Source organism: Acinetobacter sp. 1000160, from assembly GCF_000588715.1.
Lineage (GTDB): Bacteria > Pseudomonadota > Gammaproteobacteria > Pseudomonadales > Moraxellaceae > Acinetobacter > Acinetobacter courvalinii.
The window spans coordinates 547,479-566,777 of record NZ_JFWP02000002.1 but is presented as its reverse complement, the minus strand read 5'-3'; the positions used below and the strand labels follow the sequence as shown (position 1 = coordinate 566,777).

The 19,299-nt window shown below is 44.0% G+C and carries 16 protein-coding genes; 3 read left to right on the top strand and 13 right to left on the bottom strand.

Going from position 1 to position 19,299, the window contains the following annotated elements:
- Nucleotides 1-22: 22 nt before the first annotated feature.
- The 12 genes from J699_RS12370 to adeS form a co-directional block, all read right to left on the bottom strand.
- Entirely contained in the window at nt 23-1,045 is a 1,023-nt protein-coding gene (locus J699_RS12370; RefSeq protein WP_032867140.1) for an ABC transporter substrate-binding protein, read from the bottom strand.
- 16 nt (nt 1,046-1,061) lie between these two features.
- Nucleotides 1,062-1,919 (bottom strand): ABC transporter permease, encoded by an 858-nt coding sequence (locus J699_RS12375; RefSeq protein ID WP_032867138.1) that lies wholly within the window; start codon nt 1,917-1,919, stop codon nt 1,062-1,064.
- Nucleotides 1,920-1,960: 41 nt separating this feature from the next.
- Nucleotides 1,961-2,791 carry an ABC transporter ATP-binding protein gene (locus J699_RS12380; protein ID WP_032867137.1) on the bottom strand — a complete coding sequence of 277 codons (831 nt, stop codon included), beginning with the start codon at nt 2,789-2,791 and terminating at the stop codon, nt 1,961-1,963.
- Entirely contained in the window at nt 2,788-3,873 is a 1,086-nt protein-coding gene (locus tag J699_RS12385) for an ABC transporter substrate-binding protein (RefSeq protein WP_032867136.1), read from the bottom strand. The genes J699_RS12380 and J699_RS12385 overlap by 4 nt, the downstream gene beginning before the upstream one ends.
- 12 nt (nt 3,874-3,885) lie before the next feature.
- On the bottom strand, nt 3,886-4,674 hold the full coding sequence (locus J699_RS12390; RefSeq protein ID WP_032867135.1) for an ABC transporter permease: 789 nt from the start codon (nt 4,672-4,674) through the stop codon (nt 3,886-3,888).
- 12 nt (nt 4,675-4,686) lie between these two features.
- A complete protein-coding gene (locus J699_RS12395; protein WP_032867134.1) occupies nt 4,687-5,526 on the bottom strand; it encodes an ABC transporter permease in 840 nt (279 codons plus the stop codon).
- Between the two features lies 1 nt (nt 5,527).
- The gene (locus tag J699_RS12400) at nt 5,528-6,781 is read right to left on the bottom strand and encodes an MFS transporter (protein WP_032867133.1); all 1,254 of its coding nucleotides are present in this window, start codon (nt 6,779-6,781) and stop codon (nt 5,528-5,530) included.
- 77 nt (nt 6,782-6,858) lie between these two features.
- Nucleotides 6,859-7,926 (bottom strand): ABC transporter substrate-binding protein, encoded by a 1,068-nt coding sequence (locus tag J699_RS12405; protein WP_032867131.1) that lies wholly within the window; start codon nt 7,924-7,926, stop codon nt 6,859-6,861.
- Nucleotides 7,927-7,950: 24 nt separating this feature from the next.
- Nucleotides 7,951-9,474: a hypothetical protein gene (locus J699_RS12410; RefSeq protein ID WP_050441671.1), complete on the bottom strand. Its 1,524-nt coding sequence runs from the start codon at nt 9,472-9,474 to the stop codon at nt 7,951-7,953.
- A gap of 432 nt (nt 9,475-9,906) precedes the next feature.
- Nucleotides 9,907-10,956, bottom strand: coding sequence for an NADP(H)-dependent aldo-keto reductase (locus J699_RS12415; protein WP_032867129.1), 1,050 nt, complete (start codon nt 10,954-10,956; stop codon nt 9,907-9,909).
- A gap of 89 nt (nt 10,957-11,045) precedes the next feature.
- Nucleotides 11,046-12,401 carry an LLM class flavin-dependent oxidoreductase gene (locus J699_RS12420; protein ID WP_032867126.1) on the bottom strand — a complete coding sequence of 452 codons (1,356 nt, stop codon included), beginning with the start codon at nt 12,399-12,401 and terminating at the stop codon, nt 11,046-11,048.
- Nucleotides 12,402-12,636: 235 nt separating this feature from the next.
- Nucleotides 12,637-13,707 carry a two-component sensor histidine kinase AdeS gene (gene adeS, locus J699_RS12425; RefSeq protein WP_032867123.1) on the bottom strand — a complete coding sequence of 357 codons (1,071 nt, stop codon included), beginning with the start codon at nt 13,705-13,707 and terminating at the stop codon, nt 12,637-12,639.
- Nucleotides 13,708-13,857: 150 nt separating this feature from the next.
- Here adeS and J699_RS12430 point away from each other — a divergent pair, with 150 nt between their 5' ends.
- Complete coding sequence (locus J699_RS12430) at nt 13,858-14,130, top strand: transporter suffix domain-containing protein (RefSeq protein WP_032868239.1); 273 nt, start codon at nt 13,858-13,860, stop codon at nt 14,128-14,130.
- Between the two features lie 26 nt (nt 14,131-14,156).
- Here the strand turns inward: J699_RS12430 and adeR are convergent, their stop codons facing one another.
- Complete coding sequence (adeR, locus tag J699_RS12435) at nt 14,157-14,885, bottom strand: efflux system response regulator transcription factor AdeR (RefSeq protein ID WP_032867121.1); 729 nt, start codon at nt 14,883-14,885, stop codon at nt 14,157-14,159.
- Nucleotides 14,886-15,031: 146 nt separating this feature from the next.
- Here adeR and J699_RS12440 point away from each other — a divergent pair, with 146 nt between their 5' ends.
- Together J699_RS12440 and J699_RS12445 are read left to right on the top strand one after the other, a co-directional pair.
- Nucleotides 15,032-16,177 carry an efflux RND transporter periplasmic adaptor subunit gene (locus J699_RS12440; RefSeq protein ID WP_032867118.1) on the top strand — a complete coding sequence of 382 codons (1,146 nt, stop codon included), beginning with the start codon at nt 15,032-15,034 and terminating at the stop codon, nt 16,175-16,177.
- The gene (locus J699_RS12445) at nt 16,177-19,287 is read left to right on the top strand and encodes an efflux RND transporter permease subunit (RefSeq protein ID WP_032868235.1); all 3,111 of its coding nucleotides are present in this window, start codon (nt 16,177-16,179) and stop codon (nt 19,285-19,287) included. The genes J699_RS12440 and J699_RS12445 overlap by 1 nt, the downstream gene beginning before the upstream one ends.
- Nucleotides 19,288-19,299: the final 12 nt, after the last annotated feature.

The window sequence follows — 19,299 nt, the reverse complement described above, 5'->3', positions numbered from 1 at the left end:
TTAATCAAACCACAAAGATGATTTAATTTTGACTATATTCATTATATTGATTGCTATATATCTTTTTATAATCAATCTGATTTTGTTTTAACTGACCTTCTTCAATTAAATTATCCACCCATATTTTAAAATCATCATTTTTAAATTTTCCAGCAGTACTTGGAATTCCCCACTGTGTCCAATATTTTAACATGGCATTATTTTCAGGGCGTTTACGCCTCTCCAAAATTTGCTCGAAGCGTGCGATCACCTGATCCCTCGGTTGTTGCCTAGACCACTCAATCGCTTTGGCAATGCCCGTTACCACTTTACGGGTAGTATTCGGATGCTCAGCTATATAGCGATTTGCCATAACATAAGTTCCAGTTGTCAGATCGCCAACGAGATCATAATCACGATAAAGACGACGTACACCACCCCGTTCGATTGAGGGGCCTGTCAATGGCGCTAAATCCACATGACCATTTCTTAGCGCTTGCTCAGAAGAACCTGGAGGCAATACCACTAGGGTGACCTGATTGATTTCCTCAGGGCTGAGTCCTGCTTTTTTTAAATATGTCTTGAGCATATATTCTACTTGTGCGCCCAGAATATTGGTGCCTACCTTTTTACCAATTAAGTCTCTGGCTGACTGAATAGGACTATTTTCAAGGACATAATAGCCAGCAAAAGGATCATCGAAAGTACCATAGGCAGCAATGACGACGGTTCCCGGTACACCACTGGCGACCATTTTCACGGCGGAGCCTGCAAAACTTGGACTACTAATATCACTATCACCTGACAAAGCAGATTGAATGCCCTGCGGCCCGCCTGTAGAACCCCCCTGATAGCTCAATTTAATTGGCGCAAGATAACCCAAATCTTCGGCCAATTCTAAGGGAGTAACGATGCCTGGCGAACCGAGGTATTTAAACTCTAAAGATTCCAGTCCATCCACTGTAGTCAGTTTCGATGCTGGTTTTGTACATCCCAACAAGATGAGTGACATTGTCACCATACAACTCAGATCAAATAGATGCTTTCCCCAGCCTTGCTTCAACATGTCAATGTACTCCTGACTAGCATTCGATTTTCCAAGCGGTCAAACGCTTTTCGATCGCAAGCAGACTGTAGTTAAACAGCAAGCCAATGGTGGTAATACTGATGATGCCAAAGAACATTTCGGGAATCTGAAAGTTATATTGTGCATAGTTAATCAAATAACCCAGACCTGCTTTTGCTCCAACCATTTCAGCAGCAATTAGCATCAATACTGAAAAAGACCCTGCCAAACGCACCCCCACAAAAATCGTTGGAATCGCAGCGGGTAAAATCACTTTACGGAATAACTGAATTGAGCTCAGTCCCATAGTTCGTGCGGACTTGATCAATAATGGATCGACATTACGAACACCGCTAATCGTGTTCAGCAAAATTGGCCATGTGCAGGCATAGGTCACCAATGCAATTTTCGAGCTTTCACCAATCCCAAGAAAAAGAATAAATACGGGCAATAAAGCTAAGGCAGCCGTATTGCGGAACACTTCCAATAAAGGACTCAGAAATTCGGAAAAGCGCGTGTACCAACCAATCGCCAAACCTAAAGGAATCGCGACAATGATCGCAAAAATAAAACCACTGAGAGAACGGATCAAACTGGCCTGCAAATGCGTCAACAGTTGTCCATTTTGAATCAAGCCCCAACCACTGAGCAACACGGTAGAAAATGCTGGCAAGAAAGCGGAATCGACCAAACCAATCCGCGGTACGATTTCCCAGATGGCTAAAAATAGTAAAATCGCGGCTGATCGTTTAAAACCTGTAGAAAGCCAGCTTAGGTTGAGATCAGACCTAAAGGAACTCATCTTTGGCGAGGAAGAAATTGAACTGGACTGGATTGTTTTTGGAAACGTTAATGTCTCTTTTGTACTCGACATAATCACCTCTACTTCTTGTTAATCTTTAAAATACATTGTGCTTAAGCAACCAACTGCTTCTGTTTTTCCTGCTCTTGGGCTTTTAATACTTCTTCACGTAACAAGCTCCAGATCTGATGACGCAGTTGGCTGAATTCTGGGCTGGAACGTACATCCTCCTGATCGCTTCGTAGCTCAGCAGGAACTTCAATCACCTGTTTGATTCGCCCTGGACGTGAGGTCATGATGGCAATGCGCTGCCCCAAATAAATGGCTTCATCAATACTATGGGTGATAAAAATGATGGTTTTCTGGGTCTGTTGCCAGATTTTGACCAATTCCGCTTGTAAGGTTTCACGGGTCTGTGCATCAAGTGCAGCAAAAGGTTCATCCATCAATAGGATGTCGGGGTCATAGGCCAGACTCCGTGCAATTGCGACTCGCTGTTTCATGCCACCTGAAAGTTCATTGGGATAATGATGTTCGAACTCCGCAAGCCCCACTAAATTTAAGAAGTACTTTGCCGTTTGATAACGCTGTTGTTTATCAACGCCTTTTGCATCCAAGCCAAACTCAATATTTTCTAGGGCCGTTAACCATGGAAATAAAGCGTATTGCTGAAAAACGATACCGCGATCCAACCCTGGTTTTTTAATCGCTTGCCCATCAATAGTGATTTGACCTGAACTTGGTGTGGTTAAACCTGCCAGAAGATCCAGCAAGGTTGATTTGCCGCATCCACTCGGACCAACAATGGCGACAAACTCACCTGCCTTCACGTCTAAAGACAGATTTTCAACCGCTACAAAATCGTCTGCTTGGACTTTTGCTCCTTTGACTTTTTTGGCAGCAAAAGACTTATAAACATTTTCAATTTTTAATTTTGTGCTCATTGGCTATGCTCCTTACTGCGCTGATCATCAGCGACATTTTTATTTTCACTGGCGTAGGGATTAAATTGGTTGGTAAATAAAGCATCTGCCTTGACCTGATTGGGTTTGAAGTCACCACGTTTTTCAAATAGGTCAATCCAGCGTTGATATTGTGCTGCGTTTAACAACCCACCTTGGCTTACCACACCATAGCTGCGCCAGTACTGCATCAACACATCGCTTTCATTGCGTTTTCTTTTTTCAATAATGCTCTTAAAGCGGGCCAAGACTTGCTCACGAGGTGTGTGCTTCGTCCATTCCACAGCTTTGGCAACACCTGTGACAAATTGCTTGACCACTTCTGGATGCTGCTGAATAAATTTCTCGGTAAAGACATAACTGCCTGCGGTAAAACTGCCATACAGATCCGTATCTGAGACCAGTTTTCTTAGACCACCGCGTTCCAAGGCCTTGTCTTGGAAAATAGAAACCAGTGCGGCAGCATCTACCTGCCCAGCACGTAAAGCTTGTTCGGTATTGGTGGGAGGCAACACTACGAATTCAACCTGATTGATTTCATCATTACTTAAACCTTGACGTGCCAAATAGTCTTTCAAGACAAATTCGTAATGTGCACCCAATGTGTTTACAGCCACTTTTTTGCCGATCAAATCACGCGCTGAATGAATCTGACTATTATTCGGGACGTAATAACCGACCCAGCTTTTGTCATCACTGCCATAAGAGGCAACCACTGCTTTGATCTTAATCCCTGCCGCAGCAAGCTTGATGATTGCACCATCAAAAGCAGTTGCCACATCTACATCGCCTGTGGTGAGTGCTTGTAAGTCCTGCGGCCCACCTTGCACACTGCCCACATATTTCAACTTTAAATCACCTAAATAACCCAAGTCTTCAGCCAGTTCTGGTAATGACACCACACTGGTCAAGGATTGATAGCGAAGTTCATGGACCTGATTGGCTGGAGTGTCAGATTGTTTACTACATGCAACAAAACTGAGCGCCATTAGACTTAAAACACTGAGCTGCCCAAGCGCTTTAAAACGACGTTTAAAAAACTGCCGAAAATTCTGTTGTTTCATTTTATTATTCTCCTAACGACGCCAAACCAAAATACGACGCTCAGCTAAATTGGCTAAGCTATTCCACGCCACACCGATAAAACCAATCACGATTAAGCCAAATACAATCAGACCAACATCTAATGCAGCCCGTCCTCGAATCACGATATTGCCCAGTCCAACACCATAATTTGCCAACAGAAACTCTGCCCCGATGGTCGCCACCCAAGCGAAAATCAAACCGAGTTGTAAGCCCAAAAAGATTTGACTGGCTGCCGCAGGTAAAATCAGTTTGCTCAAGGTCTGCCAAGCATTGAATTGATAGACTTTGGCAACTTCGTATTGATGCAATGGAATTTGTCTTACCCCATCGATAGTATGTAAGGCCACGGGATAAAAGACGGAAAGCACGATAAATAAGATTTTTGCGCTATTGCCATAATCCAAAAAGGTGGTGATTAACGGTAACCAAGCAAACAAAGAAATTTGTCGCAACACATTAAAACTAGGTAAAAATAAATAATTGGCCCAGCGTGAGACGCCCACGACAATGCCAAAAGTAATGGCTAGAATGCTGCCCAAGACAAAACCCGTCAGATCACGGAACAAGCTTGCACCGAGACCTGTCCAAAACTCTTGCTGCTGAAATTGATGAATTGCAATCTGCACCACCTCAAATGGTGCTGGAATGAGTTTAGGATTGACCCAATTCAACTTGGATGCAATCGCCCACAATACAATGAACGCAATCGGGAGCACCAAGCCGTAAACGTTTAAATAATTGAAATTAAATCTTGGTTTCGATGTAGACCTCATAGACATATTCAATCCCCTTTAAAATGCACTGCGTTGCCAATGGCTAAACCAGCGTTCAACCCAGCCCAAAATATGATCTAAAACAAAACCAACAATCCCGATCACAATGACAGCCATAAAAATAATGTCGGGTTGGATCAGCTGCCGTCCCCAAACAATCAGGTAACCAATCCCTTCACTACTGGCTAACAGTTCGACAAAAACCAGTGACAGCCACGCTTGCATAATCCCTTGGCGTAAACCACTAACAATATTTGGCAAAGCAGAAGGCAAAATGACACGGCGAAATCGCTGCCACGCACTAAAGCGATACACCTGCGAGACTTCTAATAAATGCGGAGGCACATTCAAAACACTGCGATAGGTCGCAACGAGCACAGGAACAAATACCGCCAGTGAAATCGCTGCAATTTTTAGGCTTTCATCGATGCCTAAGAAAATCATCAGTAATGGAATCCAGCCAATCACTGGAAATTGTGCAATCAGGTTAAAAGTAGGATAAATAAACTTGTGTGCGATACGTGATAATCCGATCAGGAAACCCAAGAACAAACCGACGCTGCCCCCGACCAAGACACTCCAAGCAACCCGTTTTAAGCTGATCCATAAATTATCCTGTAACTCATGCGTATCTATGAGCTCCAAGGTGGTTTGCCAAACTAAGGCTGGGCTAGGCAAAATTTGTTCAGGTAACCATTGCTTCTGAAAGGCATAATGCCAAACCGCCAATGCAATCGCAGGTAAAACCAAAGCCAATACAATACGAACTGCCCATAAGCCGATTTGCTTGAAATAAGGGGCTAAATTGATTCGCTGCCAAGTGTGTTCATTTTCTAATTGAGTTTCGATACTACTCATTTTATTGACCCTCTATTTCTGAATACATTTCAATCTCTAGCGGCGGTGCTATAAAAACTTGTGTAAGTTGCTGAGAAAAACCGATCAGCCCGCCAAATAAAACTGCTGAAATAAGGAACATCGACTGTAAGCCCCAATAGTGACCTAACCAGCCTCCTACAATACTTCCCAATAACGCCCCTGCAGGTCCTGCCATCGCGGTTAATCCAGACACCTTTGCCATTCCCAAGCGCTCACCCACATTGGCAAACATGGTAAAATTGACGATATGCAGCATCGCGAGACCCAAGCCCAGAATCACAGCACCCACCCAAAGCAGCACGGAAATTTTAGGTATGCCCAGCATCACAGATGCCACCGCAACAAAAGCAAAACCCGTTTGATAAAAGCGTTTTATTCCCCATCGTGTCAGCAAAGCTCCCGTCGTAAATAAGGCTACGACAAACACAGCTCCCTGTAGCGTCACCAAACTGGCAGCAATCGTTTCACTCAAACCAAAATCCTTGATTGCAATAACAATAATAAAAAAGCCGTAGTACGCCATCACCGCATTGCTCGCTATTTCAATCAAACTGGTGCGACGTAAAGCCTGATCTTGCTTTAATAAAACCAATTGCTTGGCAATTACAGCAAGGCTAAATGCCTCGTCCCGCTCTGCCTGATTAATTTCAGTTGGGCCTGCGCCAAAGGCCAAGGGTGCAAACAATATCGGTAAAACAAAAAGTCCAGCAATCCACCAAAACGCGCCTGAAAATCCCACCGCACTTACCAAGCTCACTGCCAGTAAAGGGCCAACCAGAAAGAATCCCATCATATGCGTGCCTCTAAACCATCCCGCCCGAGCCGCACCTATACTTTTTAAATGCTGCATATAGACTGTATTGAGTGAAACAAACCGCATCGGCATGCATAACCCAACCAAGAAAGTAGCTAAAATCAGAGACCAAACCGCTGGATAAAATGGCACGGTGACATACACCACCGCTGCGAGAAAACTCCCTAATACAAACATTGTCTTAGGTCCATAGCGTTGTACTAACAGGCCAATTGGCAATCCGATCAGCAAAATACCTAAACTCTGTACTGCGGCAATCAGTCCCATTTCAAATTCATTTGCGGCTAACTGCACTGCATATAAAGAAGTGACGATTTTCGCGATTCCAATGCCCAAGCCTGCACACAATGCCAAGCCAATAAAGCCCAATACAAAGTGCCCTTGACCCAATTCAACCTGAGCAACCGATTCCTGACGCATAGGTCATTCCTAAAATGATGAACAAATAAACTGGCTAGCCAAAGGCATACATGCCCTTGGCCTAACCCAAATCACAATTACTTTTTACGGTTGCCATTTACATCAAATTTTGGCCAGAAGTTTTCTAGTTTGAGTTCTTGAATCGCGGTATTCAGATATTTCGGTTCAATCCAAGAATCCACATCCACTGGACGGCGAATCAGTCTGTAATCAATTGATTGCTGAACCGATTTCTTTAAAGAATTCACCGCATAATCATCAAAATATGGTGAGTTACGGTCTTTCAGCGAATAATCATCCCAGTCTTTTTTATAGTCTAGGTAAGGCACGCCACTTTGAGCCCATAACTTGTACTGGGTATCACGATTCTTTTCATCGGAGCTCCACACGTTATCTTTAATAAACGTGGTCACCACACGCTGCACAATTTGGGGGTATTTCTTCTCAAAATCTTCGCTGACCCATGCCACCAATGGGCCATTCAGATTTGGATCTTTACGGACTTCTAAAATACGCTTTGCCACACCACGGGCTTCTAATGTCCATGGGCTAGTAATCAAACCATCAATATCACCTGTCGACAGTGAGGTTTGAGCTGAATAAAAGTCCTGACTGATCACACGGAAATCTTTTTCAGTAAAACCATATTTCCGTAATAAGCGACCGAGGATTAACTGTTGGTTAGTCCCTTTAAACACAGAAATGGTTTTGCCTTTTAAATCCGTCAGGCTTTTCGCACCTGAATCTGATGGCACTGCAAAATACACAGGTCCAAAACGCCCAGTCACAAATAAAAGTTTGGATTTCAAACCTGTTGAACGTCCGACAATTGAAGGTAAATCACCATGCCCAATACCAAAATCGACCTTTTTATTGGCTAAAGCTTCATTCAGCGCGGGTCCTGCACCCGGAAAAAATGACCATTTCACCTTGATGCCATCTTTGGCAAATTCTTTTTCCAAAATGCCGCGTAGATTAGCACTTGCATAAGCACTTCCTCCGACTTTGGGTTTTCCGCCTACGCCTGCACCGGGAACCCCCAGTCGAATTTCTGTGGGATTGCTTTCAGCAAAAACTGAGAAACTGGTAGCAACCAGCAAACCTGCCGCTGCCCCGATAAATAAATGTTTGGTCAAAAATTTCATTGTGTCATTACTCATATTGGAAAATTAAAAGGTGTATTGGAATTGCGCTTGTACTTCCGAAAAGTCTTTTTGCGCAGCTGTCTCGTGGTCATAGCTCCAGCGATTCAGCCCTAATTGGAATTTTGTGGTTTGGGCGAAGAAGAAATTTAGACCTAAGGTATGAATATCGACTTTGCCTAGACCATGACCTGCAATACCAACGACATCTCCACCTTTGTTCGGGTTGTAACTGTCATAGCGATAGAAGCTCTGAATAGATTTCGGCCAGAAGTCATCAAACTTCGCGACGGATTTCACGCTGTTATAAAATTGATCGCCAAAGGTATAAAATAGCGTTGCGGTATGCCCTTCAGACTTTACTTCTGAGGTTGAACCTGTCGCAGTTGCATAATCACTAAGTCCTTTGACATATTCATAAGTCACGCCAAACGGTGCATGGTTGTAGTAAATATCGAAACCCAGACGATCATTGCGACCGTTACCATCGAGAACATTGCTGCCTGCGATGACGTTTTTACTGCCTTTGAGATAGGAAGCACCAAATTTCAACTCACGGAACCAACTCGCATAATCAACGGGTAAGGTGAAAGCCACCCGTCCGATATAATCTTTCTTGTCATTGTCATCGACTTTATTGGTGCCATTGCCATTGATCACACCCAAAGCATACTCAAATAACGGTGCACGATAGTTTGATGAATAATCAACAAAGGGTTTTACATCACCGCGCACAATCAGACCGGTCTGGCGATTGAATAGACCCAATTGTGCCAATCCTGTTGCAACATTAATGGTCGGTCGTAAATCCTCTGGAGATTGTGGGTCTAAGCCAAAGGGAATCAGTTGTTGCCCAAGCGTCACGTTTAAACGTGGGACTTCAGGCCCACCATTGGTTGAGGTAAAGTTATAGCGTAAAAAAGCATCGGCCAAGTTTAAATCACTGGCACTTCCCGCTGTTCCCGTACGCTTGCCGTAGCTAAAAGACAATTGGTAATCTAAGTTTTTGCCTTCCTTATAATCTCGATATAAATTTCCTCTTACCCCAAATAAAGCCGTAGGGATATCAAACGTATTACGACGTGGTGTAACAGGTGCAGGATTCCCAGCAGAGGTATCTCGACTTTGTGTTTGTGCGCGAACTTGTACCGTGCCATACAAGGTTGTATCTCGGGTTGATTTCACCGAAGTACGCTCATATTGGCGTGATTGATCATATTTATAGTTTTCTAAATCACTTCGGAAACCCGCCAGCTCACTTTGAGTGGCAAAACTATGCTCCGTACTTTCTTCCTGAGACTCTGCCGATGCATCGTCTTGGGCTGCAAGTTGCGTTGTCTCACTCAGCTCCGTTGAAGCTTGCTTCTTTTGCTTTAATGCATTGACCTGCTGCTGTAGAGCAGTCAATTGCGCCTGTAATTGCGCTAACGTGGTATCAATATCTTCTGCTGCCTGAGCTGTGCCGCTTCCCAAAAGTGTTGCCACGCTCAAAGCAATCGATAAAGAGAGATAATGTTTTTTCACCAATAAAACCCCTAAAACTAAAATCATAAAATTTGAGTCAAAAAATCCTGTGTGTGACTGAATAAGCAATCACACCGAAAAAAATTCGAACTAAATGAATTAAAAAATGAGAGAGAAATTAACTTTCCATACAACAACGCAACATCTTCATCCTGTGCTCCTTAGCCTGCATAAAATCAATCTTCGATTTATATACTTTGATCTTTGCAAGCAGCATGCCAATTATTAACCAATTGTTTTATATTTATATTTTTAAAAATACACATACTTCTTTCTGTTGAAGCACTGTTGATTTTCCAACACCCTGCTTATACTAAAACAGCACATTTCAAGGTTTTTATTTCTTATTTTTTGATATACAGACTCAGTGGCTTTGTTCTAAAAATAAAAAGGGACAGTTGGATTGACTCAACTGTCCTGAACAAAACGAAAATTAAATTGTAGGAGATGATCTATGCCTTAAGGTGCAGGATTAGGATGGGCTTGATGGATTTGCTCAATTCCCTGAATGACCTCATCAGCTAACTGTAGGTCAATACTCTCAATATTGGTTTTGAGCTGATTTAAATTGGTCGCCCCAATAATATTACTTGTCACAAAACGACGACTATTCACATAAGCCAAAGCCAACTGAGCAGGATCTAAATCATATTGTTTAGCCAATGCGACATAACGACGAATTGCATCTTCAGATGCTTGACCTTTATAACGCGCAAAGCGTTCCCATAAGGTTAAACGTGCGCCTGCTGGTTGTGCGCCATCTAAGTATTTACCTGTCAAAGCACCAAAAGCCAAAGGTGAATAAGCCAGTAATCCTACCTGCTCTCGGATTGCAATTTCAGCATTGCCAATTTCAAAACTACGGTTCAATAAATTATAGGGATTTTGGATAGAAACGACCCTCGCTAAGCCCAATGTTTCGGAATACTTTAAAAACTGACTCACACCCCATGGTGTTTCATTGGATAAACCAATATGTCGGATCTTGCCTGCTCGAATCAGATCAGACAAAACTGTCAAGGTTTCTAAAATTGGCACCGTGTCTTCATTTTCGACATGGGTATAGCCCAATTCACCAAAATGATTGGTACTGCGATCAGGCCAATGAAGCTGATATAGATCAACATAGTCCGTCTGTAAACGTTTCAGACTATCATGTAACGCAGTTTCAATATTGGCTCGGTCTAACTTGGTTTGACCTGAACGAAAATGCGAGGCTTGGGTTAATTTCCCTGAACGACCTACCACTTTGGTTGCAATCAATACTTGGTCTCGTTTCTGTGACAGCTTTAACCATGTGCCAATATATTGTTCAGTTAAGCCTTGGGTCTCTGGTTTCGGTGGTACGGGGTACATTTCAGCCGTATCAATCAGATTTACGCCACGCTCCACTGCATAATCCAACTGCTCATGCGCTTCGGATTCAGAATTCTGCTCACCCCAAGTCATGGTACCTAGGGCGATAACACTAACATCAATATCAGTTTGACCTAATTTTCTATATTGCATTTTTCACTCAATTCAATTGTGATGACACAAGAGTGACGCTTAAAAGTCACTCTTGTTACTTTGATTCATAATTTAGTTTTAACATGATTTTAACTGGCTTTGTTTTTTTCAGCCTGTCGAGCAATGACATATTGATTTTCTGGACGTGCCAAACCTAGATTTTCACGTAAGGTCGTTCCTTCATATTCGGTACGGAATAGGCCACGGCGTTGTAGCTCTGGCACAATCAATTCAACAAAATCGTTTAACCCAGCAGGTGTGCTTGGTGGCAAAATATTAAAACCATCCGCGGCTTCATTTTCAAACCATTGCTGTAATTGATCGACAATCTGCTCAGGGGTACCAATCAGTTGCCAATGTCCACGTGCACCCGCCACCCATTCATATAGCTGACGGATACTGAAATTGTTTTTCTTGGCAATATCTGCAATTAGAGCAGGACGACTCACCATGCCTTGGCCTTCACCCAATTCTGGGAATGGACCATCCAAATCATAGCCTGAAAAATCAAAGCCGCCACTTAACCCACTCAACAAGGCAAGCCCCGCTTCTGGGTGAATCAAATCCGTAAGCTGTTGGTATTTGGCATGCGCTTCTTCTTCAGTACGACCCACAAAGGCAGAAACGCCCGGCAAGATTAAAAGTTCATCGGCTGAACGCCCATATTTGGCCAAACGACTTTTTACATCACGATAAAATTCTTGTGCATCTTCCAGTTTTTGGTTGGCGGTAAAAATGACTTCGGCATAACGCGCTGCAAGATCACGTCCTGGCCCTGACTGCCCAGCTTGTACAATCACAGGATAACCTTGTGGTGTACGTGGCACATTCAAGGCACCTTTTACCGCGTAGTATTTACCTTTATGATTCGGGTTATGCACTTTATCAGGATCATAAAACACACCTGATGCCTTATCATGAATAAAAGCATCATCTTCCCAGCTGTCCCACAGTTTTTTAATCAGATCGACATATTCCTGCGCGCGCTCATAACGCTCTGCATGTGGAATTTGTTGCTCATAACCAAAATTGGCCGCAGCGGCTTCCGAAGCAGAAGTCACCACATTCCACCCTGCTCGACCATGACTGAGATGGTCCAAAGAAGCAAACTTACGCGCCAATAAATACGGTTCTTCATAGGTGGTTGATGCCGTAGCAATAAAACCAATATGTTTGGTCACCGTTGATAACGCCGCGAACAAGGTGACAGGTTCAAAGCCTGCTACTTTATCACTGTAGCCTGTTTTCTCGGCTTGCCCGAAATTAACGGCTAGGCCATCTGCCAAGAAATAAGCATCAAACAAGCCTTTTTCCGCCAGTTGTACTTGCTCTTTAATAAAGTCAAAATCAACTGCTTTGCTCGGTTGAGACTCAGGATGTCGCCATGCTGCAACGTGTTGTCCAGTGGCTGGGATAAATGCACCTAATCGAATTTTTCTACTCATGTTCTGCTCCAAATTTGTTGTTAAACACAATTTATCTTTCACTGTGGTTAATACAAATTGAATGCCATATTTTTATTTATAAATATCAATTAATTAAAAATTATTAATTTCATCGATGTTTCAGCAACAGCATGATTCTGTTGAGGAGGTGGTGCTAAATCAACACCTCTTCTTTTATTCATAGCAGATATTTATGAGCATAGTCGAACGCTAACAATCGCCTAAATCATTTAGATTAAACGTGAACAGGTAAATGGATCGTAAACACACTATTATGAGCAGGATTGCTATATTCAATGCGACCATCATGCGCAATTACAATCGCATGGACAACCGCCAGACCCAGTCCTGTTCCTCCAAACTCTTTATTTCTGGACTGTTCCAGTCTAAAGAACGGGTTGAATAAATCTTGCTGATATTGTGCTGCGATACCTGGACCTGCATCAGCCACCTGCAAAATCCAGTTTTGAAGATCTTTTGTCAAAGAAATGTTGAGTTTTCCGGCATTGGCATAACGGATTGCATTATCAATCAGGGCCATTAATACCTGCTCGATACGACGACGGTCACAATGCACCTGAATAGCAGGAATCTCAAGTACGGGTTCGATCTGTGCCTGTTGTAACCGTTGCTCAAACAGTTTTAATACTTTTTCAGTCAGTGCTTTAAAATCAACCATTTCATAATTTAATCTGAGTTGCTGGTTTTCAACCAGGCTCAAGGTTCGCAGGTCTTCGACCAGATGAGATAAGCCCTCCACCTGACTGAGCAGGCTTTTGAATAAGGCTTCATCCGGTTTAAACACACCGTCCAGAATACCTTGTAAACGGCCCTGCAAAATGGTGATCGGTGTTCGCAGCTCGTGCGCTATGGCAGCATTCCAGACCAGTGCATTTTCAACCGAACTTTCCAGCTTCTGCGCCATGTTATTAAAATTATGCATCAGTTCTGCAATTTCAGTGGAATGAATGTAACGGTCATCTGCTCGCGCAGAAAGATTTCCCTGACTGATCTGCTTGGCCGCTTCGGCCAGAAAATTAATGGGTTTAATAAAGCGCTGGGCCAGATGCATGCCGATAATGATGGAAATGACCCCACCACAAAAAATCACCGTCGATAACCAAATCCAGTCAATAAAATGAAATTCGGTCCAGTCTTCCTGCAAGGAGCTTAAAGTAATCCAGCCAACATCTATGGCATAGTTATAGATCAAATAACCCATCAGCACGGAAAAAAGCGTCACACTTAAGTTGACAATACTTAAGGCAATAAATAGCTGCTTGCTAATTCCCGATTTATTTCTCATGCCGATTTTCCCGGTTCACCCGCTTTGTTACTGGGTCATGATACGCTGTTTTTTTTCATGCTTTACACACTTTTTCCACACTTTCATGATCCTTTCTCCTCATACCTGCCGAAAAATAGCAAAATTGAAAATTGTGTAAATGTGGTGCTCATGCTGAATCAACAACTGAATCTGCGTAAAAAAATAGGTTTTATCCTTTTGGCGATGGTCGGGGTTTACTGGATTGCCTTTCCGATTGTCCCTTTTCTGGATATTCCGCACAAAGCACTGGTCATGACCACAATGGCGATTGGGGGTGAAATTCTACTGTTAATCGTGATTGCCTTATTGGGTAAAGAATATTGGGCAAAGATCAAAAATGGATTTAAACGACTGTTTTCATCGTTTAAATCGCATAAGCGGAAATCTGAGGATTTGAATTAAAAAAACCGTACACAGTCAAAATATGCTCACTGCGCAGGGTGGTCCAGCCGATAGCCGACTCCGCGCACATTGATCAGCATATTTTGCAAACCGTGTTCTTCCAGTTTCTTCCTGAGTTTACTGACATGACTGTCCACCGTCCGTTCCAGCGCATCGCTGTCAGGCAAGCAATGATTCATCAGCTCCCCGCGGGTAAAAACTTTATAGGGCTGATCGATCATCAGCAACAGGATCTTATACTCGGTCAAGGTGAGATTGAGCATGATTTTTTTGTCCTGCTGACGGATATAGACGCTGTGTAAATCCGAGTGAATCTCAATATTCTTATAAAGCAGATTTCTATTTTGTGCCTGCTGATTTTGTTGAGCCCTTCTCAGCACGGCTTGCACACGTGCCACCACCTCATTCGGATTGAACGGTTTAACCACAAAATCATCTGCACCAATGCGCAAGGCCATGACTTTATCAATATCCTGATCCAATGCGGTCAGCATAATGACGGGCGTTTGGGCTTTCTGGCGGATTTTGCTCAGCACTTCCCAGCCATTGAGCTCAGGTAATTTAATATCCAGCAAGATCAGGTCAATCGGGTGCGATGCATGGATTTCAATGGCTTGCTTGCCATTCATGGCGCGAAGGACCTGCATGCCTTCGCGTTTTAAGTAATGCTCAATAATATCGCCAATATCATACTCATCTTCTACGACGAGAATCTGCTTATCACGGCAATCAAAAGAAAATGAGGCTTCAAACATGAATCAGTCATCGGATAATTTCAATCTCTTTCAATCATACGCTGATTTATCTCTGGATCTCCACACTTTTTCCACACTTCACCGATGGTCGTTACACACAGCGCGAAAATAATAGCAGCATCAAAAACTCCCAAGGTTTGGACAGCATGCAAAAGCAGCTCTTACTTCCATTATTTTTATCCATCGGACTTGTACTGCAAGGTTGTGGTTCCGAGCAGGCAAAACCCGCTGAAACACCGCCTGCCAAAGTCAGCATTTTAAATATCCAACCGCAATCGGTGAGCTTTAGCGAGAACCTGCCGGCACGTGTCCAAGCGTTCCGGACGGCAGAAATCCGTCCTCAGGTGGGCGGCATTATTGAAAAAGTCTTGTTCCGACAAGGCAGTGAAGTCAAAGCAGGACAAGCACTTTATAAAATTAATGCCGAAACCTTTCAGGCCGATGTGAATAGCAACAAAGCCTCGCTGAACAAAGCCGAAGCTGAGGTCGCACGTTTAAAAGTGCAGCTGGAACGCTATGAACAACTATTGCCAAGCAACGCAATCAGTAAGCAGGAGGTCAGTAATGCCCAAGCTGAATACCGTCAGGCCTTGGCTGATGTCGCCCAGATGAAAGCGCTCCTCACCCGTCAGAATCTGAACCTGCAATATGCCACAGTGCGTGCCCCGATTTCGGGACGTATTGGTCAATCTTTTGTGACCGAAGGTGCCTTGGTCAGCCAAGGTGATGCCAATACCATGGCAACCGTACAGCAGATTGATAAAGTCTATGTTGATGTTAAACAGTCGATTGGTGAATACGAACGTTTACAGGCCGCACTACAAAGTGGCGAGTTGTCTGCCAATAATGAAAAAACTGTCCGTATCTCCAATAGCCACGGACAAGCATATAACGTCACGGCCAAAATGCTATTTGAAGACATCAATGTGGATCCTGAAACCGGAGATGTGACCATCCGGATCGAAGTTCAGAATCCTGAACGGAAACTCCTTCCAGGCATGTATGTCCGTGTCAATATTGACCGTGCTTCAATCCCGCAAGCATTATTAATCCCGGCACAAGCGGTACAACGCAATATCAATGGTGAACCGCAAGTCTATGTACTCAATAACAAAGGTGCAGCAGAGATACGCCCAATTGAACTGGGACAACCCTATGACCAGTTTTATATCGCCAATAAAGGTTTAAAAGCCGGTGATAAAGTAATTGTAGAAGGTATTGACCGTATCCAGCCGAATCAAAAACTTGAGATTAGCAACTGGAAAGTCCCAGCAACACAGGGAGCTCAATGATGATGTCACAATTCTTCATTCGCCGCCCGGTATTTGCATGGGTGATTGCGATTTTTATTATATTGTTTGGGCTCCTGAGTATTCCGAAACTCCCGATTGCCCGCTTTCCAAGCGTGGCACCGCCTCAGGTCAATATTAGTGCCACTTATCCGGGTGCAACACCCAAGACCATCAATGACAGTGTCGTCACCCTGATTGAGCGGGAATTATCCGGCGTAAAAAACCTGCTGTATTACAGCTCAACCACAGATACCTCGGGTACCGCAGAGATTTCGGCGACCTTTAAACCCGGTACAGATGTTGAAATGGCACAGGTAGATGTTCAGAACAAGATCAAGGCCGTTGAAGCGCGTCTTCCCCAAGTGGTTCGCCAACAGGGTTTACAGGTCGAAGCCTCTTCATCAGGCTTCCTGATGCTGGTCGGAATCAACTCGCCCAAAGGACAATATTCAGAAGTTGACCTGAGTGACTATCTGGTCCGTAACGTGGTGGAAGAACTGAAACGCGTTGAAGGCGTGGGTAAGGTTCAATCCTTCGGTGCTGAAAAAGCCATGCGTATTTGGGTTGACCCAAACAAACTGGTGTCTTATGGCCTATCCATCAGTGATGTCAACAATGCGATTCGCGAGAACAATGTCGAGATTGCCCCTGGCCGACTCGGTGATCTCCCTGCGCTAAAAGGCCAATTGATTACCGTGCCCTTGTCTGCTGAAGGCCAGCTCGGTGATGTTGAACAATTTAAGAATATCAGTCTTAAAAGTAAAACCAGCGGCAGTGTCATCAGACTGTCAGATGTTGCCAAGGTTGAGATGGGGTCGCAAGCCTATAACTTTGCAATTTTAGAAAATGGTCAACCCGCAACAGCGGCTGCAATCCAGCTCAGTCCGGGTGCCAATGCAGTGAAGACAGCCGAAGGGGTCAGAGCCAAGATTGAAGAATTAAAACTCAACCTGCCTGAAGGCATGCAGTTTAGTATTCCTTATGACACGGCGCCTTTTGTTAAAATTTCAATCGAAAAAGTGATTCATACCTTACTGGAAGCCATGGTACTGGTTTTCATCGTGATGTATCTGTTCTTGCATAATGTGCGCTATACCCTGATTCCGGCAATTGTTGCCCCGATTGCCCTGCTGGGTACCTTTGCGGTCATGCTCATGGCTGGCTTCTCGATTAACGTACTGACCATGTTTGGTATGGTGCTTGCCATTGGTATTATCGTCGATGATGCAATTGTGGTAGTGGAAAACGTCGAACGGATCATGGCAACTGAAGGGCTTCCACCCAAAGAAGCCACATCCAAGGCCATGAAGGAAATCACCAGTCCGATTATCGGGATTACCCTGGTCTTGGCTGCAGTATTCTTACCCATGGCCTTTGCCAGTGGTTCGGTCGGCATCATCTATCAACAATTTACCCTGACCATGTCAGTGTCGATTCTGTTCTCGGCATTATTGGCATTGATCCTGACCCCTGCGCTCTGTGCCACCATCCTGAAACCGATTGATGGGCATCATCAAAAGAAAGGTTTCTTTGCCTGGTTTGACCGTAGCTTCGATAAAGTCACCAAGAAGTATGAATTGATCCTGCTGAAAGTGATCAAGCATAGTCTTCCAATGATGGCAGTCTTTGTGGTCATTACCGGTCTCACCTTTGCAGGCATGAAGTACTGGCCAACTGCCTTTATGCCAGAAGAAGATCAGGGCTGGTTTCTGACCACCTTCCAGTTACCTTCCGATGCCACAGCTGAAAGAACCCGAGCTGTAGTCAACGAATTTGAAAACAGTTTGAAAGACAACCCGAACGTGGAAAGCAATACCACCATTATGGGTTGGGGCTTTAGTGGCGCAGGCCAAAACGTGGGAATGGCGTTTACCACACTCAAAGATTTTAAAGAGCGGACGTCAAGTGCCAGTGAAATGACCAATGCGGTCAATGGAACCATGGCACATAGTAAAGAAGGTGCAACCATGGCGGTGCTTCCACCGGCCATTGATGAGCTGGGGACTTTTGCCGGTTTCAGCTTACGCTTACAAGACCGTGGCAATTTGGGCATGCCAGCACTCCTGGCTGCACAAGATCAGCTCATGGAAATGGCGGCCAAAAATAAAAAGTTCTATATGGTCTGGAATGAAGGCTTACCACAGGGCGACAATATTTCTTTAAAAATTGACCGTGCAAAATTGAATGTTCTTGGAGTGAAGTTCTCCGATGTTTCCGACATCATTTCAACCTCAATGGGATCAATGTACATCAATGACTTCCCTAATCAGGGACGTATGCAACAAGTGATTGTACAGGTTGAAGCCAAATCACGGATGCAATTAAAAGATATTTTAAACCTGAAAGTGATGGGCTCAAACGGACAGTTGGTGTCTCTCTCCGAAGTGGTCACACCACAATGGAATAAAGCACCACAGCAATATAACCGCTATAACGGTCGCCCATCGTTGAGTATTGCCGGTATTCCGAACTTTGATACCTCATCGGGCGATGCCATGCGTGAAATGGAAAACCTGATTGCCAAATTACCGAAAGGCATTGGCTATGAATGGACCGGTATATCCTTACAGGAAAAGCAATCTGAATCTCAGATGGCCTTCTTGCTGGCCCTCTCCATGCTGGTGGTGTTTCTGGTACTTGCGGCACTTTATGAAAGTTGGGCCATTCCGCTTTCAGTGATGCTGGTGGTGCCTTTGGGTATCTTTGGTGCCGTGATTGCAATTATGTCACGCGGACTGATGAACGATGTGTTCTTTAAAATTGGCCTGATTACCATTATTGGTTTATCCGCCAAGAACGCCATTTTGATCGTCGAATTTGCAAAGATGCTGAAAGAAGAAGGCATGAGTTTAATTGAGGCCACAGTGGCCGCAGCCAAACTGCGTTTACGCCCGATTTTGATGACCTCCTTAGCCTTTACTTGTGGTGTGATTCCATTGGTCATCGCTTCAGGGGCAAGTTCAGAAACCCAACATGCCTTAGGTACAGGTGTATTTGGCGGCATGATTTCAGCGACGATTCTGGCAATCTTCTTTGTACCCGTGTTCTTTATTTTTGTTTTGGGTGCAGTTGAAAAGCTGTTTTCCTCGAAACCAAAAGATCCATCTTAAATGATAACGAGC

Bases quoted from the DNA above. Each gene is read 5' to 3' on its own strand.
- J699_RS12400 (WP_032867133.1), bottom strand. From the start codon at position 6,781: ATGCGTCAGGAATCGGTTGCTCAGGTTGAATTGGGTCAAGGGCACTTT.
- J699_RS12420 (WP_032867126.1), bottom strand. From the start codon at position 12,401: ATGAGTAGAAAAATTCGATTAGGTGCATTTATCCCAGCCACTGGACAA.
- J699_RS12445 (WP_032868235.1), top strand. From the start codon at position 16,177: ATGATGTCACAATTCTTCATTCGCCGCCCGGTATTTGCATGGGTGATT.
- adeS (WP_032867123.1), bottom strand. From the start codon at position 13,707: ATGAGAAATAAATCGGGAATTAGCAAGCAGCTATTTATTGCCTTAAGT.
- adeR (WP_032867121.1), bottom strand. From the start codon at position 14,885: ATGTTTGAAGCCTCATTTTCTTTTGATTGCCGTGATAAGCAGATTCTC.
- J699_RS12395 (WP_032867134.1), bottom strand. From the start codon at position 5,526: ATGAGTAGTATCGAAACTCAATTAGAAAATGAACACACTTGGCAGCGA.
- J699_RS12410 (WP_050441671.1), bottom strand. From the start codon at position 9,474: ATGATTTTAGTTTTAGGGGTTTTATTGGTGAAAAAACATTATCTCTCT.
- J699_RS12405 (WP_032867131.1), bottom strand. From the start codon at position 7,926: ATGAAATTTTTGACCAAACATTTATTTATCGGGGCAGCGGCAGGTTTG.
- J699_RS12430 (WP_032868239.1), top strand. From the start codon at position 13,858: ATGCTGAATCAACAACTGAATCTGCGTAAAAAAATAGGTTTTATCCTT.
- J699_RS12390 (WP_032867135.1), bottom strand. From the start codon at position 4,674: ATGTCTATGAGGTCTACATCGAAACCAAGATTTAATTTCAATTATTTA.
- J699_RS12385 (WP_032867136.1), bottom strand. From the start codon at position 3,873: ATGAAACAACAGAATTTTCGGCAGTTTTTTAAACGTCGTTTTAAAGCG.
- J699_RS12415 (WP_032867129.1), bottom strand. From the start codon at position 10,956: ATGCAATATAGAAAATTAGGTCAAACTGATATTGATGTTAGTGTTATC.
- J699_RS12375 (WP_032867138.1), bottom strand. From the start codon at position 1,919: ATGTCGAGTACAAAAGAGACATTAACGTTTCCAAAAACAATCCAGTCC.
- J699_RS12370 (WP_032867140.1), bottom strand. From the start codon at position 1,045: ATGTTGAAGCAAGGCTGGGGAAAGCATCTATTTGATCTGAGTTGTATG.
- J699_RS12380 (WP_032867137.1), bottom strand. From the start codon at position 2,791: ATGAGCACAAAATTAAAAATTGAAAATGTTTATAAGTCTTTTGCTGCC.
- J699_RS12440 (WP_032867118.1), top strand. From the start codon at position 15,032: ATGCAAAAGCAGCTCTTACTTCCATTATTTTTATCCATCGGACTTGTA.